The sequence below is a fragment of the Streptomyces sp. CB02959 genome (genome assembly GCF_002803155.1).
Classification (GTDB): Bacteria; Actinomycetota; Actinomycetes; order Streptomycetales; family Streptomycetaceae; genus Streptomyces.
This window is the reverse complement of record NZ_NNBP01000041.1, coordinates 18,263-31,525: the sequence shown is the minus strand read 5'-3', so window position 1 is coordinate 31,525 and position 13,263 is coordinate 18,263. Positions and strand designations below refer to the sequence as shown.

14 protein-coding genes and 3 pseudogenes are annotated in these 13,263 nt (G+C 68.7%); 7 read left to right on the top strand and 10 right to left on the bottom strand.

Annotated elements, in window-relative coordinates:
* Positions 1 to 119: 119 nt before the first annotated feature.
* Both CG747_RS50295 and CG747_RS48560 read left to right on the top strand, forming a co-directional pair.
* Positions 120 to 311, top strand: a pseudogene (locus CG747_RS50295) (IS701 family transposase); the annotation flags it as partial.
* Positions 283 to 453, top strand: coding sequence for a hypothetical protein (locus CG747_RS48560; protein WP_180985947.1), 171 nt, complete (start codon positions 283 to 285; stop codon positions 451 to 453). The pseudogene CG747_RS50295 and the gene CG747_RS48560, both read left to right, overlap by 29 nt.
* An 11-nt stretch (positions 454 to 464) precedes the next feature.
* Here the strand turns inward: CG747_RS48560 and CG747_RS41785 are convergent, their stop codons facing one another.
* From CG747_RS41785 to CG747_RS41775, 3 genes and pseudogenes are all read right to left on the bottom strand, one after another.
* Entirely contained in the window at positions 465 to 878 is a 414-nt protein-coding gene (locus CG747_RS41785) for a hypothetical protein (RefSeq protein WP_100607130.1), read from the bottom strand.
* Between the two features lie 109 nt (positions 879 to 987).
* Positions 988 to 1,701, bottom strand: a complete 714-nt coding sequence (locus CG747_RS41780; RefSeq protein ID WP_257981081.1) for an SDR family NAD(P)-dependent oxidoreductase — start codon at positions 1,699 to 1,701, stop codon at positions 988 to 990.
* A gap of 164 nt (positions 1,702 to 1,865) precedes the next feature.
* Positions 1,866 to 2,003: pseudogene (locus tag CG747_RS41775) on the bottom strand (IS5/IS1182 family transposase); the annotation flags it as partial.
* Between CG747_RS41775 and CG747_RS48555 the strand changes: the two are divergent.
* Positions 1,983 to 2,216, top strand: a complete 234-nt coding sequence (locus tag CG747_RS48555) for a hypothetical protein (protein WP_180985953.1) — start codon at positions 1,983 to 1,985, stop codon at positions 2,214 to 2,216. The pseudogene CG747_RS41775 and the gene CG747_RS48555 overlap by 21 nt on opposite strands.
* 2 nt (positions 2,217 to 2,218) lie before the next feature.
* On the opposite strand, the gene CG747_RS41770 is transcribed toward CG747_RS48555, so the two are convergent.
* Complete coding sequence (locus tag CG747_RS41770; protein WP_257981080.1) at positions 2,219 to 2,839, bottom strand: ROK family protein; 621 nt, start codon at positions 2,837 to 2,839, stop codon at positions 2,219 to 2,221.
* Between the two features lie 378 nt (positions 2,840 to 3,217).
* On the opposite strand from CG747_RS41770, the gene CG747_RS48550 reads away from it, so the two are divergent.
* The gene (locus CG747_RS48550) at positions 3,218 to 3,388 is read left to right on the top strand and encodes a hypothetical protein (protein WP_180985946.1); all 171 of its coding nucleotides are present in this window, start codon (positions 3,218 to 3,220) and stop codon (positions 3,386 to 3,388) included.
* Positions 3,389 to 3,479: 91 nt separating this feature from the next.
* Here the strand turns inward: CG747_RS48550 and CG747_RS41765 are convergent, their stop codons facing one another.
* A complete protein-coding gene (locus tag CG747_RS41765) occupies positions 3,480 to 4,460 on the bottom strand; it encodes a GlxA family transcriptional regulator (protein ID WP_100607128.1) in 981 nt (326 codons plus the stop codon).
* A gap of 71 nt (positions 4,461 to 4,531) precedes the next feature.
* Here CG747_RS41765 and CG747_RS41760 point away from each other — a divergent pair, with 71 nt between their 5' ends.
* Both CG747_RS41760 and CG747_RS41755 read left to right on the top strand, forming a co-directional pair.
* Positions 4,532 to 5,206 (top strand): HD domain-containing protein, encoded by a 675-nt coding sequence (locus CG747_RS41760; RefSeq protein ID WP_100607127.1) that lies wholly within the window; start codon positions 4,532 to 4,534, stop codon positions 5,204 to 5,206.
* A 47-nt stretch (positions 5,207 to 5,253) separates the two neighbouring features.
* Positions 5,254 to 5,676: a RidA family protein gene (locus CG747_RS41755; protein WP_100607126.1), complete on the top strand. Its 423-nt coding sequence runs from the start codon at positions 5,254 to 5,256 to the stop codon at positions 5,674 to 5,676.
* A gap of 555 nt (positions 5,677 to 6,231) precedes the next feature.
* On the opposite strand, the gene CG747_RS41750 is transcribed toward CG747_RS41755, so the two are convergent.
* Positions 6,232 to 7,425: a VCBS repeat-containing protein gene (locus CG747_RS41750; protein ID WP_180985945.1), complete on the bottom strand. Its 1,194-nt coding sequence runs from the start codon at positions 7,423 to 7,425 to the stop codon at positions 6,232 to 6,234.
* A 920-nt stretch (positions 7,426 to 8,345) separates the two neighbouring features.
* Between CG747_RS41750 and CG747_RS41745 the strand changes: the two are divergent.
* Positions 8,346 to 8,923: pseudogene (locus CG747_RS41745) on the top strand (solute carrier family 23 protein); the annotation flags it as partial.
* 384 nt (positions 8,924 to 9,307) lie between these two features.
* On the opposite strand, the gene CG747_RS41740 reads toward CG747_RS41745, so the two are convergent.
* The 4 genes from CG747_RS41740 to CG747_RS41725 all read right to left on the bottom strand — a co-directional run bounded on the left by CG747_RS41740 (position 9,308) and on the right by CG747_RS41725 (position 13,261).
* A complete protein-coding gene (locus tag CG747_RS41740) occupies positions 9,308 to 9,892 on the bottom strand; it encodes a YbhB/YbcL family Raf kinase inhibitor-like protein (RefSeq protein ID WP_100607124.1) in 585 nt (194 codons plus the stop codon).
* A gap of 85 nt (positions 9,893 to 9,977) precedes the next feature.
* On the bottom strand, positions 9,978 to 11,822 hold the full coding sequence (locus CG747_RS41735; RefSeq protein ID WP_100607163.1) for a glycoside hydrolase family 15 protein: 1,845 nt from the start codon (positions 11,820 to 11,822) through the stop codon (positions 9,978 to 9,980).
* 261 nt (positions 11,823 to 12,083) lie between these two features.
* Positions 12,084 to 12,761, bottom strand: coding sequence for a bifunctional 2-polyprenyl-6-hydroxyphenol methylase/3-demethylubiquinol 3-O-methyltransferase UbiG (locus CG747_RS41730; RefSeq protein WP_100607123.1), 678 nt, complete (start codon positions 12,759 to 12,761; stop codon positions 12,084 to 12,086).
* The gene (locus tag CG747_RS41725) at positions 12,758 to 13,261 is read right to left on the bottom strand and encodes a hypothetical protein (RefSeq protein WP_100607122.1); all 504 of its coding nucleotides are present in this window, start codon (positions 13,259 to 13,261) and stop codon (positions 12,758 to 12,760) included. The genes CG747_RS41730 and CG747_RS41725 overlap by 4 nt, the downstream gene beginning before the upstream one ends.
* Positions 13,262 to 13,263 lie beyond the last annotated feature (2 nt).

Below are 13,263 nucleotides of genomic sequence, written 5' to 3'. Positions count from 1 at the left end.
CTCTGGTAGCGCCGAACGGCAGCCGACTACCGCAAAACGACTCAACTGATTCAGTTAATACCGCAATCACAGTTGTGGGGTTTGGTGTGATTGAGTGTCCCAGTGTCTGTGGGCCTGGCGTGCGGCAAGTCGAGTCGTGGCGTGGGGAGTTGGCGGGGCTACACGCGCGGTTTGCTGCACGGTTTGCCCGTTCGGAGCCGCGAGGCCGGGCACTGGAGTACATGGTTGGGCTGGTTGCGCCGTTGGAACGCAAGAACGGCTGGTCGCTGGTGGAACGAGCCGGTGAAGCGCATCCGATTGGAATGCAGCGTGGAGGCGGGCCGGACGGCGTTCCTGGCGGGGCTGGCCATCGGCTGCGACCAGACGCATCTGCCTCGCGGCGTGGACGCGGAACGGGCCCTACGCCTCAGCGTCTTCGACTTCGCTGGGCGGATCCGCGCCGCCTCCGCCTGAGCGGGGCACCCTCACCGGGCCCAGTCGCCGTCCCAGCCGGTCCCGCGGCGCTGCCTCTCGATCTCCTTGAAAGCGGACTTCATGCCCGGCGACATGCCGCGGTACTTCGTCTGGTCGTCGCGCCGCTCGCGTACGGCTGCCATCACCATCTCATGGGTGGCGTTGGGGTGCGCGCGTCGGTACGCATCGAGCCAGGCGGTGGTCTCGGGTGACGAATTCGGCTCGTCGCCCGTGGGTGGCGGTGCCGGTGGGGCGGCCGATGCGGCCGGACGGTTCCTCGGCGGGGGCTCCGGAGGCGACTTCGGGCGGCTAAACGACGCGGCGGCGCGGCGGGGCCGCATCGCGCTGAGCGCCACGGCGATCATCATCACGATGAACAGCACAGACGGCGCCAGGATCAGCCCCAGTACAATCCACTTGACCACAGGGCCACTTCCCTTCTCTCGGTCCAGGCATACCCGCGCAGTTCGCGCTTAGAGCTCCTAACGAAATGACTTCGGACGCCGCCAGGAGGTCGGTGCGCATCCGAGCTCGCTACCAGCCAATCTCACCTGTGGAGTCGAAGAGCCGTCCGCTGGGCCCGTCGATCGCCAGGGCGAGCCGCACGATCGTCGCGGCGCTCTGCGCGGGCGTGCTGGTGCCAGTGTGGTTGTTGATTGCGGTCGCGGTGAACCCCGGATCGACGGCATTGATGCGGAAGCCGGGAAGGGCGCGGGCGTACTGGTAGGTAAGCATGTTCAAGGCCGCTTTCGAGACCGGGTAGACCAGGCCGCGCAACCGGGATTCCATGCGCTGCGGATCACCGTTCATGGTGAACGATCCGCGTCCGCTCGTCACATTCACGACGCGCGGACGCTGGGCCTTGTGCAACAGCGGCAGGAGGGCGTGCGTCGTCCGGACCGCGCCGAGCAGGTTGACGTCCATGACATCCGTGAAATCGTCCGCGGTGGTCTCTTCCACTGCCGGGCGGGTGCCGCCGATACCCGCGTTGTTCACCAGTACGTCGAGCCTGCCCCACTCCGCCTCAATCCTCCGGGCCGCGGCGTCGACCTGCGATTGGTCTGCCACGTCTAGGGGCATGAACCGCACGTCGCCTGCAGCCGACAACTCGCGTGCGGCCGTGCGGCCCCGCTCCGGATCGCGGGCACCGAGATAGACGACCATGCCCGCAGCGGCGAGTTGCCGGGCCACCTCTCGCCCGATCCCCTGGTTCGCGCCTGTCACCATGGCTATGTCCGCAATCGTCATGCTCGACATGATCCTCTCAAGACTGGTCCCACGAGGAGAGTAGACGCCTACGGTTCGTCAGCCGCTCTGGTTGCCAGGGGACTTGTCCTCTCCGCAGAAGGCGCGCATAGCCCCCGGCCTGCCGCTTCTGGTCCACCTGGGTGCGAGAGCCACCTTTGAATCTCCTACAGGAATAGCTTGAGGCGTCGCCAGCAGATCAGTGTGCATCCGAGAGTGAGGAAGGCTTCGTGGATGTCGTCGCGTATCTCCCAGCAGATCCGTAGGCGGCGGAACCAGTGCAGGTGCGCGAATGCCCGTTCCACCTCCCTTGGGGCCGCCTGATCGGCGGGCTCCAGTTGCTGCTGGCGGCGGCGCTGTTCGTTTGCGGTGGTCCTCGACGCGCGACCAAGCTCTACCGCTCGGACGCCCGGCCCACCATCCGCCGCCTCCAGCGATCCATCTGCTGGTCGGTCTTCACCCCACTCGGTGAAGGGCGCGCGAACCGCGGCCGCGTGGAGCTGCCGCGCGCGGGCTGAGGTCAGTCGTAGGTGGCGGGCTGTGCCGAGTGGACGACGAGGGACCGCAGCTCTTCCACGGCGCGGGTGCGTGCTCCGGCCAGTTCGGGGGCGGTCATTTGGGCTGCAGCGACGCGGACGGGGCGCGGGCTGTGGCTGAAGTGCTGGTCGATCGCGGCGATCATGTCGGGGCAGTTGCCCCATTCGCCGCCGATAACGATCAGTTCCGGGTCGGTGAGGGAGACGGCGGCTGCCAGCACGCCGCTGATCGCCCGGGCCAAGGCGGTCCGGGTCCGGTGCGCCGACTCGTCCTCGCCTGCGATTGCGGATCGTAGGGCTGTGACGTCGATGGCGGTTGATGCAGGCCGGCGCAGGCCGAGGGTGGCGAACACTTCGGTCAGGGGCATCGCGGTGCCGTCCGGGCCGGCGGTGTACAGGTGGGCGATCTCGCCGGCCAGTCCGTGATGGCCGCGCCTGACCTCGCCGTCCTGGACCACCGCGCAGCCCAGCCCTTCTCCCAGGTGGACGTAGACGAAGTCGTCGATGTCTGTGGCGCAGCCGCTGTGGCCTTCGGCGCGGGCCGCCCAGTTGACGTCGTTGTCCACCAGGACGGGCCCGGCGACGAACGGCGACAGCGCTGTCACCGGGTCGAGGTCGCCGACCAGGAAGGGCGCGCAAGGGACACGGCCACTGCCACTGCCACTGCCACCCGTTCCAGAGCGACCACCCGTGCAGTGCCCGGCATTCGTACGCTGGAATTTCCGGGCAAACCTGCTCAGGTGAACGTGAAACACCCGCCGCGCGTCCTTATCAGTGGAGGCAAGCAACGCGAACGAGAGGAGCAGCCGCCCGATGGGCCTGCCGACGAACATCTGCGTGGCGGACGATGGCGAACCGGACGCGGAGGCCCGCTTGACCAGGGACTTGTACGCCGGCTTGCCCGTGCCCGTGCGCGACCTGGAGCGGGAGGGCGGAGAGCAACCCGCGTGGCTCGTGGTCGCCCGGCGGCCTGATGGCGCCACATGGCCCGCATGATGTGCGTGCTGGCGCTCAAGTCCTCCGAGGACACCGCCCGCCGCGTCGCCCGCCAGCACCTCTCCGCCGCCCAGAACGGCCAAGTCCAAGGTCGCATCGCCTACGGCTGGGTCCGGAAAGGAGAGCACAAAGGCACGAGCACAAGCTCGTTCTCGTGACGGCTAGGGTCCAACGTTTCTCCTTGCCCGCTCGGCGGCTTGGACGGCAGCGACCCGCCTCCGAAACCCTTCAGCGTCGTGGTGGCCATTCTCAGTCCGAGCGCGGGACCGCAGGTGAAAAGGCCGGACTGTGCGACGTCGAGCGTGTGAAGGTGCGGCGGTAGGCGGTGGGGGTGGTGTCCAGTGCACGCCGGAAGTGCAGCCGCAGGTTGGCTGCCGTGCCGAGCCCGCAGTCCCGCGCCACCTGATCCACCGAGCGCTCCGTGGTTTCCAGCATTTCCCGCGCCCTGCCGAGCCGGGCGTTGAGCACCCACTGCAACGGGGTCGTGCCCGTCTCCTCGGCGAACCGGCGCATGAAGGTGCGCTGCGAGACGCCCGCGTGCCGGGCAAGCGCGCGCAGCGTGAGCGGCTCGCCGAGCCGTTGCAGGGCCCATTCCCGGGTACCGGAGAGCGACGCCTCACCGGCCACCGCGACGGGAGCCGGCACGTACTGGGCCTGCCCACCGTCTCGGTGCGGGGCGGCGACCAGACCGCGGGCGATCTCATTGGCCACTTCCGCACCCAGGTCGCGGCGCACGATGTGCAGGCAGAGGTCGATGCCGCAGCACACCCCGGCCGAGGTGAGCACATCGCCCTCGTCGACGTAGAGCACGTCGCGGTCGACCGTGACGGCCGGGAAGCCCCGCTCGAACTCGTCGATGTGTTTCCAGTGGGTCGTGGCGTGCAGCCCGTCCAGTACGCCCGCCGCGGCCAGCGCGAAGGCGCCCGTGCAGATCGACACCACACGCTTGCCCCGGTCGCGGGCTTCGGCCAGTGCGTCGAGCACGGCGTCCGGCAACGGGAGGATCGGTTCGAATCCCGGCACGATCACGGTGTCGGCGGTGCGCACCTGCTCCAGGCCCCCGCCAGCGACCAGGGCGAAACCCGCGGTGGTGGCCACCTTCTCGTCCAGCGCGCACAGGGTCATCTCGTAGGCGGTTTCCGGCCGGGCGGTGAAGATCTGCGTCGGGATCGCCAGGTCGAGCGGGGTGACCCCGTCCAGCGCCAGGACCGCGACTTGATGCACTGTCATGGCAAGATTCTATCGAAGTATGGAAATTTTGCCTCTCACCAGGTCAGGGGGGTCACGGCCAGGCTGAAGACATGACCGGACCTACCCACGAGGCAACCGCCGACCTGATCACGCTGCCCGGCACACCGCTTGCCGACGCCGTCGTGAACCTCATCCGGCCGGTGGAGACGCCGTCCGTCTTCAACCACAGCATCCGCAGTTACCTGTTCGCCCGGCTGGTGGCCGGCCGCCTCGGCCTGGCCCCCGGCCACGACTACCAAGACGACCTGTTGTTTGCCGCGTGCGCGATGCACGACCTCGGCGTGGCGTCGGACGGACCGAACAACCAGCGGTTCGAGGTCGAAGGCGCCGACCGGGCCGCCTCATTCCTGACCGACCGCGGAGTATCCGCAGCCGACGCCGACCAGGTCTGGCAGGCCATCGCCCTGCACACCTCCCCGGGCATCGCGGAACGCCGCGGCACGCTGTGCGTGCTCGTCCGCAAGGGCGTCGCCCTCGACTTCGCCAACCCACTGGAAGCCAACCACGTCGACGCCGTCACCGACGAGCAGGCCGACGCCCTGCACGCCGCCTATCCACGGCTGGACATGAGCCGCTCACTCACCGACGCGATCGTCGCGCAGGCCGCGAAAGACCCGAAGAACGCCCCCCGGTACTCGCTCCCCGGCGAACTCCTCCGCGAACGCGAGACCTTCGGCCGGACCCGGTTGGAGCACACCTGCCGTTCGTTCCGCTGGGGCAACTGACTCCGCGGAGCCTACGACCCCGTCAACAAGGAAAGGGAAGCACCGCAATGACCATCCACACCGTCGAGGTCCCCGAGGACAACGCAGTCTTCGGGCAAACCACCAGCGCCTTCGCAAGCTTCGGCTATTCCGCCGCGGTCCGCGCGCACGGCCTCTTGTTCATCGCCGGAACGATCGGCCGCCGCGCCGACGGAACCATCCCGGACACCATCGAAGAGCAGACCGAGATCGCCCTCCGGAAGATCGAAGAGATCCTTCGGCTGGAGAACCTCGACATGTCCGCCCTCGTCGACGTCACCAGCTACCACGTCGACATCCGCCAGCACCTGCCCGGCTTCATCGAGGCCAAACAGCGCCTCGTCGAAGCCCCCTACCCGACCTGGACGATCATCGGGGTCAGCGGCCTCGCCAGCCCGGGGCTCCTCGTCGAGATCCGCGCGACCGCCGCGTACCCCGACGCGTCCCGGTAGACCGCCGCTCCCGGGCCCAGGAGCCCGTCACGACGGAAGTGAGGTTCATTAGGTAATGAGGCTCATCGGGTCGTGAGTGAGACTCGATGAATGGCTGCCAGCAGGTGAGCACTACCGTCTCCTGACCCGTTCGGGCTCTGGTGTCGGGCCGTGCCCCTGCTGGTCGGCCTCGGACTCTTCGTCCGATGCCCCCGCCGTCGCCCCGCATACGCCGGTGGCCGGATCCCAAGGCCCGGCCACCGGTAGAGGAAACGACACCCCAACGCGCAGCGGCGCGCTGAGCGCGGTCCCCGGCCAGACGTGGGCGCTCGCCAAGCGGACGCCCTGCGCCGCCGAAGACCCCACGGTCGACGTTCTCGCGATCGCGCTCACTGGCCTACTCGGCCCCATCGCCGGATTCCTCAGCAGCCCACATCAGGTTCCGGCCCTTTGGCCAGCATTGGGCCCGGATGAGGAGGACGGGCTCGGCGATCGCATCATCGCAATCGCCGAGCCCGCGACGCACGTCAGCGTGTCATGGGCAGCCGCCGGAAATGACTCGGCGGCTACGACACGTCAACGATGGTCTCGCAGGAGCCGCCGGCCGCTGTCGAATCCGTTCCCGGGAGCGTCGGACGGCCGTTGGTGTGTTCCCGGCCGCGGCCGCTTCGTCGCGTTGAGCAGCACCGACGCGTCGTTGACGAACGTCGCCGAGCTGTTGCTGTTGGCCGTGGCGACATCGGGACGTCCGTCGCCGTCGAGGTCGGCTACTGCTGTGGCCTGCGGATTGCTACCGCTGGTGAGCCCGAATGCACGCGGGCTGGCGAACGCACCAGTGCCGTTGCCCTCGAGCACCACGACCTCGTTCGAGCTGGAGCTGGAAGCAACCAGGTCGGCGTGGCCGTCGCCGTTCAGGTCGGACACCGACGCGGAGGTGAGGTTCGCCCCCGCCGACAGGAGTCTCGCGGTGCCGAACCCGCTCGCGCCATCGCCGAGCAGGACAGCGATGCGCCCCGGCGTGCCGGGCGCCGCGATGACGGCGTCCAGCTTGCCATCCTCGTTGACGTCGGCGAGCTTGAGCGTGGACGGCAGTGTCATACCGGCCGAGACGCTCGACGCCGTGCCGAAGCCCCCGTGTCCGTCGCCCGGCAGCACGGAAAGCGTGCCGCTCGATGAGTTTGACGTGATGAGATCCAGATGGCCATCGCCGTTGAGGTCGGCGGCCGCGATGCCCTGTGGGCCGGTACCGCCGCCCAGTCCGAACTGCGTCGCCGCGCCGAATGTGCCGTCGCCGTTGCCGAGCACTACCGAGGCGTTGTTCGTGTTCGCGTTGGACGTCGCGAGATCCGGCTTACCGTCCTCGTCGAAGTCGCCCACGGCGACGTCGGTCGGGAAGCGCGCGACACACGGGTTGTCGCCCGTGGTGTCGCACCCGGGCCTCGGGTTGAGTTGCACCTCCGCTCCGGCGCCGAGAGCGCCAGAGCCGTCGCCGAGCCAGACCAGAGCGACATTGCCGCGCCCGTCGTGGCTGATGACGTCCATGTGGCCGTCGCCGTTGACATCGCGGATCACTGCCGAGTGGAGAAATTTGCTCCACATGGTGCGTGGCGCCGCGTACTTAGTCACAGCGCCGAAGCGGCCGCCACCCGAGCCGAGGAACACGCCGAGTCCCTCGGTGCGGATCGCCGTCACGAGGTCTGGTATCCCGTCGTTGTTGAGATCGCCGATCGCGACGGCGGAGCTGCCGCGGCCGTTGTCGTCGAGGTTCACCGCGGTACCGAACCTGGTCGTGTGGGCGGCGGCCGCCGAGGCCGGGCTCCCGGCCATCACGACGGTCGCTACCGCGAAGATGAGCGCCAGAACTCGGCGTGAGCGACCGCGCGTGAACGCAACTGAGCGGCCGTCCGGCGTGAGGTGCCGACGTGGTGATCTGTCCATGGGTGAGGCCCCTCCTCAGGGCCTGATGAACAAGAGTGGGTGACGCACTTCGGCAGTACGACCGCCGATTGGCAAAGTGCTGTGCCGGTCGTTGCCGATCCGGCCGGCATTCATGAGAACGCCGGGCAGCCGAAGCGTGGATGGGCTTCAAGAGCGGTGCGCCACCGCGCGGAGGATGGGACGCCGTGGGCAATGCGCCCTCGGGTCCAGGGCGAACCGCAAGCCAGAACACTGAAAATCCGAGGACGGCACCCGACGGGTCTGGAGAAAACCACGAACCACCGACCCGAGCGACCACGCGGCATCGCACTCATCGACTGCGACCCCTTCGAGATCGCAAAAATGTCTGCCTCCCGGCTACGTACGATCCAATGAAAAAAGCCGTGATTTTCCAGCCACTTTTGTGGTCGGAGCCAACGACTGGCACGGATCGACACACGCCCTACGGGTGGACCGCAATTCGTCGAACTGGTCGGAGATTTGCGGTCCTTGACAGAGTCTTGAAACCGTGAGGGACTGACTCGGCTCGTGAGACCGGAGCCGCCCTGATCCCGTGGACACCACGGTCGTGAGGCGTCTCCGGTCGACGGCACCACCCGGGGCACCATCATCGTTCCGGCCGCCGATCCACTATCCGGGCGTACGCCGGATTCCCGCTGCATCAGGCCCCGCCGGGGCCTCCGGTCAGGGAGTCCTGTCGACGCCCAGCTCATCCGCGCGCCGCCGCCGAGGCCAGAACTCTCACCGGTACACCCGTCGCCTTCAACTGGGCCCAGGGCGGCAACCGCAAGGCCGACGACTACGGAAGCCTCACCAACATCGGCCTGGCCGCCGCCAGCCTTCTGATCACGGTCGTCCTCCGCCGAGTGCTGCGCGGCTTCCTGAAGCAGCTCTGGATCCTCCTCGGCCTGGTAGCCATCACCAAGATCCGCAGCCGCGTTGTCGTCGCCGCAGCCGGCGGCATCCTCATCCTGCTAGGGCTCTGCCCGATGCTGGCCTCGCTCGTCGCCCTCATCCCCCAGCCCGTCCTGGGCGGCGTCGGCATCACCCTCTTCGGCACCATCGCCGCCAGCGGAGTGCAGACCCTCGCCAAGTCCTCGGTGGAACACGGCGACAACGTCCTCATCGTCGCCATCTCCCTGGGCGCCGGCATCATCCCCTGGCCGCCCCGGACTTCTACCACGCCTTCCCCGAGAGCCTGCGCATCATCCTCGACTCCGGGATCAGCACGGGCTGCGTCGTCGCCGTCCTCCTCAACCTCGCCGTCAACCACCTGGGACGGACATCCGAGCCGTCACCCGCGGAGGCCGACCCCCAGCCGGTGCACTGACCCCGCAACCACCCCCAGACGCCGTGCAGTACGAGCATGCCTCGGTGATGGGCGGGTGATGGCAGTCGCGGAAACCATGAACACGACTGTCGGCCCGGGTCGTTCCCAGCCGCCGCCAAGTGGATTGCCATTGCGCTCCGGTCCGCTCACGTCTCACACCTCGTGGGTGTGAGCATTCGCTCCGAAGCGAGGGCCGCGCACCTCTGCGGTGCGCGGCCCTCGGCGAGTTGGCAGGATGGTCAGGCGGCGGCGAGGGAGACCTCGGTGGCCTTCGCCTCTACGAGACCCCCGGCAAAGTTCCGGGCATGCCCGCCCCCTGCAGGCCTTTAGCCCAGGCGCGGTCCGCGGTCCTCACGGTTCGGTCGATGGCGATCGGAGCCTGCGTCAGTGGCGTGTGTAGGGGGCCACGAGCGCCGCTGAGGCGAATGCGCGCCGTTTGATCTCCTGCAGGGTCCGGGCAGGCGGCGTGCTGCCGTCGAAGGCTGTCGGCATCGGCTCGTGGAGCGCGTATAGCGTCAGCTGGTACCTGTGGGTGCTGCCGTGCGGTGGGCACGGTCCGTCATAGGTGGCTTCTCCGAAGTCGTTGAGTGCCTCACGAGCACCGGGGAGGAGGTGGTGGGCGCTGATGCCGTGGGCACGTGCGGGGATGCCGAGCTGGAGCCAGTGAATCTTGTGGATATCGAGGTCGACCATGGTCAGGGCGAGTTCGGCTGTTCCGGTCGGCACGTTCGCAAAGTTCAGGCCCGGCGAGTAGTCCCTTGGATCGTCGCAGGTCATGAGTGAGGTGAACGCTCCGGAGCGGTCGAAGCCCTGCCCCCGGGTGAGGGTGAACGGGCCGGCGGCCGCAGTGGTGGTGCGCGTGGTGGGCGTGTGTGCACCGGAGGCAGGCCCTGAGGTGCCGGAGCAGGCAGCGCACGTCAGCAGTGCCGCCGTGGCCACTGCGATCGCCAGAGGTGGCAGTCCTCGCATGCCGCTCACTGTAGGGAGAGGGGCGCGCAGGATGAGTCATCCACGCTGGTCTCTCCCTGACGGCGTACATGCGGAAGTCGTCGATTCATGCCGGGGGCTGGTGCTCGGCTCCTTGCGGTGGGGGCTGCTGCCCGGCATCGCGGATGGCGCGGGCGGCGTTGATGAGTCCGATGTGGCTGAAGGCTTGCGGGAAGTTGCCGAGGGCCTCTCCTGTGACGGGGTCGGTCTCCTCGGCGAGCAGACCGACGTCGTTGGCGTGTGAGAGGGCGGTTTGGAACACCTGCCGTGCACGGACGACGTTGCCGGTCACGGCCAGAGCGTGGGCGAGCCAGAAGGTGCACAGCAGGAAGGCTCCTTCCGTTTCCTCGATCTCGTCGCCGAGGTAGCGGCGGACCAGGCCGTTGCGGTCGGTGAGGTGGGTGGTGACGGCCAGCACGGTGGACTGGACGCGGGAGTCCTGCGGAGGCAGGAAGCCGACGATGGGCAGCATCAGCGCCGAGGCGTCGAGTTCGTCACTGCCGAACGCCTGGGTGAAGGCACCCGAACGGGGGCTCCAGCCGCGCTCTTCGATGGCTTGGCGGATCGTGTCTCGCTCCTGCCGCCAGTGGGGTACGCGTTCGTCGGCCTGAAGCGTGGGGGCCATGGCGATGGCGCGGTCCAGGGCGACCCAGCACATCAGCTTCGAGTGCAGAAAATGCCTGCTCGGCCCGCGTCTCTCCCAGATGCCCTGGTCGGGCTCGGTCCAGCGACGGGCAGCCGTGTCGGCCGCCTGGACCAGGAAGGCGCGGGTGGGCGGATCCAGGTGCTCTCGGGGTGGGAGGGTCTCGTGGGCGGCGTCGAGGAGTTCGCCGTAGACGTCGAGTTGGCGTTGGCGCCAAGCGTCGTTGCCGGTGCGCACCGGAGTGCTGTCGCGCCAGCCGGCCAGGTGGGGTAGCAGCCGCTCACTGAGGTCGCGTTCACCGCCGATGCCGTACATGATCTGCAGGTTCACTCCGCGGTGGAGCTGGGTTGCCGCGGCCCGGGCGAGGAAGCCGAAGAACTTGTCCTTCTCCTTCTCGCAGGCGGCGGTGGAAAGTGCCTGCAGGGTGAAGCTCGCGTCGCGGACCCAGGTGTAGCGGTAGTCCCAGTTGCGTGTACCGCTGACACACTCGGGCAGTGAGGTGGTGGCCGCGGCGACGATGGCCCCCGAGGGGGCGAAGGTCAGTGCCCGCAACACGCGTCCGCTGTGCGCCACCTCGTCCTGCCAGGGTCCGACGTAGCCGCGGTGGAGTCGGGACCACGAGCGCCAGCCCTCGACGGTGTCGTTCAGGCGCCGCCGGATACGCCCCGCCCGCCAGCGCAGTGGCTCGCTTCCCCACGCCGGCACGACATGCAAACCGAAGCCGAGGCGGTCCGATGCCCGCAGTGCGAACCGTCCGTGCGCGGTGGAGCCGCTCACCGCCAGCTCGACAGGACTCGACAGCAGGAGCACGTGGGCGCCGCCGTACGCGGCAAGCCCGCCCCGGACTGGTGACAGGAGCGGATGGATCAGTCCGAACTCCGGGCGTGGCGCGTAGGCGATGTCGAGGGTCACTTCTCCTTCGGTGCAGGTGACCTGACGCAGCAGAATTCCGGGGGAAGCCTCGCCGATTGCGTGTCCGCGCTCGCGCCGCCCCAGGGCGAGGGCGTCCCGTACAACTGCTGTGCCTCCAGTTGCGCGGAAGGTCGTCTCCAGAACGAGGGTCTCCTCGACGTAGCGGCGGCTGACATCGACGGGTCCTACGGGGCGGATGGACCAGTGGCCGGCGTCCTCGTCGAGGAGCCGGGCGAAGATCGCCGGGCTGTCGAAGCGGGGAAAACACAGCCAGTCCACCGAGCCGTCGGAGGTGACCAGGGCGGCCGAGCGGCAGTCGGACAGCAGGGCATGGTCACCGATCGGTCGCGCGCTCACCGATCGAAACCCGTCTGACTCGGGCTCGGCCAGGACCTGCTGGGGGGCCGCCATCGGGGCAGGCCCACATGAGGTGCCGGTCGTTGATCCATCGCAGCCTCCCTGCGCGGCGAACTGATCTCACACAAGCGGCACCATCGGCGGGCCGCACCTCCCGCCGCCGCTGTTGTCATGACGGAGTGCCACGATCCGGCGAGGCCACCTGCTCGGTTGTCACCGGGTCCCGATCGATGTCTTCGCCACCGCATCGCCGTTCCCCGGTCAGCCGGGACGCCGGGAAGAGCCCTGCGGGCTGAGAGCGAGGAAGCTGCGGTGATCGCTCTGCCACTCGTCGGTGACGCTGAGGCCGAGTTCCGGCGCGATGCGGCCAAGCGCCGTTGCGCCCAGCCGTGCCCACGGAAAGGGCGCCCCCCGACGGCCATGGGTGTCTTCCACCCATGCGGTGCAGCGCTCTGCAACGTCGAACTGCTCCACCTCGACGAGCAGGACACCTGTCGGAGCGACGAGCTGGGTACACCGTCGAAGCAGGGCACGGGGGTCGCCGCCGATACCGATGTTCCCGTCGGCCAGCAGGAGGGTCTGCCAGGCTCCCTCACCAGGGAGGGGGCCGAACACCGACCGGCACAGTGCCGTCCCACCGAGACCGATGGTGCGGGCGACCGCTTGCGGGGCGACGTCAATGCCGAGGGCGAAGATGCCCTGGTGCAGGAGCGCCCTGCACAGCCGGCCCGGTCCGCAGCCGACGTCCAGAACGGGGCTGTCGCATCGCACCAGCAGTGTCTCGTCGGCCGTGGTGGGCTGCGCGTGCCAGCGGTGCACCGGCAAATAGGTCCACCGTCCGTCCGCCAGCCGTAGGTACACCGGCCCGCCGCCGGTTCGCAGGGCCAGTGCGTAGGGATCCTGGTGTGCGGCTTGGGGTCGGTTCTCCTCGGTCGTCACGGCCGTCCGTCGGGGCCGGGCGGGGGGCGTTTCTCGTCGGCGCGGGCGGCACGACTGGCGCGGCGCAGTTTGAGTGCGAAAGCCAGCGCCGAGGCGCCGAAGAGCACACCGGTGATCGCCAGCCAACGGCTGAGGTAAACGCCTTCGGGCAGTCGCGTGTCGCCTCGGTAGGGGATCGCCAGATCCAGGATGAGGGGGAACCACACGAGGAGCAGCACCCCGGACAGGAAGGTGGGAACGCGCAGGTAGTTGATCCATGGCATCTGCGGTACGCGGCCCGGACGGTGCCGCAGGACGGAGTAGGCCGACAGATCGGCGACCGAGTACAGAGGCAGCAGGATCAGGTCGTGGACGATCGCCGCTCCCACGAACCAGATCGCCACGCCGAGCGGCCGGACGGCGAACAGGCGCACCATGGCGTAGGCGGTGAGGGCGAACGAGCAGAGCAGAACGAGAAGGTGCAGGGGCCCGGAGCCGTACCAGCGGACGAAGCGTGCCATGG